General features: G+C 62.1%; 1 pseudogene. It reads right to left on the reverse strand.

Features of this window, described 5'->3' with window-relative positions:
• Positions 1-18: 18 nt before the first annotated feature.
• Positions 19-1,509 (reverse strand): annotated as a pseudogene (locus tag M0954_RS19200) (proline dehydrogenase family protein); the annotation flags it as partial.
• Positions 1,510-1,564 lie beyond the last annotated feature (55 nt).

The following is a 1,564-nucleotide window of genomic DNA, read 5'->3' on the forward strand; positions in this document are numbered from 1 at the left end:
AGGGTATTAATTCCCCCAGGCGAGATGATAGATAGCCGACAGCGTGAACGAGTTGTGCGTGGCGAATTGCGGATAGACGGCGTCGGGTGCGCCGAGCTGTTTCTTCGCGCACGCCACGTACGAGATGTCCGTGTAGATCTTGCGCGTATAGACCGGATAACCTTCGAGGCCATCGACTTGCGCGCGCTTGATTTCCGAATCCCAGTAGGCGCCTTTAACCAGCCGGACCATGATCCGATGCCGGCTGCGGCGCGCCAGATCGATCAAATAATCGATCACGAACGGGCAGCGCTTCTGATAAGCCTGCACCACGAAACCAATGCCGTTCCAACCCGCCAGTTCCGGATCGAAGCACAGCGCTTCGAGCAGATCGAGCGAGATTTCCAGCCGATCGGCTTCTTCCGCATCGATGTTCAGGCCGATGTCGTAACGGCGCGCGAGCAACGCCAGCGCTTTCACGCGCGGCAGCAGCTCGGTCATCGTGCGTTCCTGCTGCGAGCGCGAGTAACGCGGATGCAGCGCTGACAGCTTGATCGAAATGCCCGGGCCTTCATAAATGCCACGCGATCCGGCCGCCTTGCCGATCGCGTGAATCGCCTGTTCGTACGATGCGTAATAGCGAAGCGCGTCTTCTTCGGTCGTGGCCGCTTCGCCGAGCATGTCGTAGGAATAACGGAAACCACGCGCCTCGAACTTGCGGCTGTTCGCCAGCGCTTCTGAAATCGTCTCGCCCGTGACGAATTGCTCGCCCATCAGGCGCATGGCCATATCGACGCCCTTGCGGATCAACGGCTCGCCGCCGCGCCCAATCAACCGCGTCAACGCCGACGACAACCCCGCTTCGCTATTCGTCGTCACCAGCTTGCCGGTGATCATCAGACCCCACGTCGCCGCGTTCACGAACAGCGACGGCGCCTGGCCCATGTGCGAGCGCCAGTCGCCCTTGCTGATCTTGTCGCGGATCAGCGCGTCGCGCGTCGCGCGATCCGGAATGCGCAGCAAGGCTTCCGCGAGACACATCAGCGCAACGCCTTCCTGGCTCGACAGCGAAAACTCGTGGATCAGGCCTTCGACGCCGCCGCCCGTCTGTTTCTTGCGCAGCGCTTCGACGAGCTTCGTCGCCATCGCATTCGTCTCAGCGGCGACGCCAGTCGACAGCCGCGCCTGCCCGATCAAAAACGGCACGCATTCCGGCTCGGGACGCCGGTACGCGGCCGTGATCGCGGCGCGCAGCACGGATTGCGGTTGCACGTTCTGGGCGAAATCCAGGAAGGGATGCGGCGCGCCGTCTTCTTCCGATTCGGTGTGCACCGAGGATTCCAGCGCATCGGCCGAACCGATTGCACCGGACAGTTCAGGAGGCAACTGTCCATGTTCGATACGCTCGAGGTACGCGAAGATGGCTTGCTTGATGAGCCAGTGCGGGGTCCGCTCGAGCCGCGTAGCGGCGTCTCTCAGGCGGGTGCGCAGCAGATCGTCGACTTTAACGCCCAGGGTGGTGCTCGCCATATATCCGTCCTTGCCGGAATCGGGACCGGCGATAGCTTGAAAAGTGGCCGAATCG

It is taken from the genome of Paraburkholderia sp. (assembly GCF_026225065.1).
GTDB lineage: Bacteria > Pseudomonadota > Gammaproteobacteria > Burkholderiales > Burkholderiaceae > Paraburkholderia.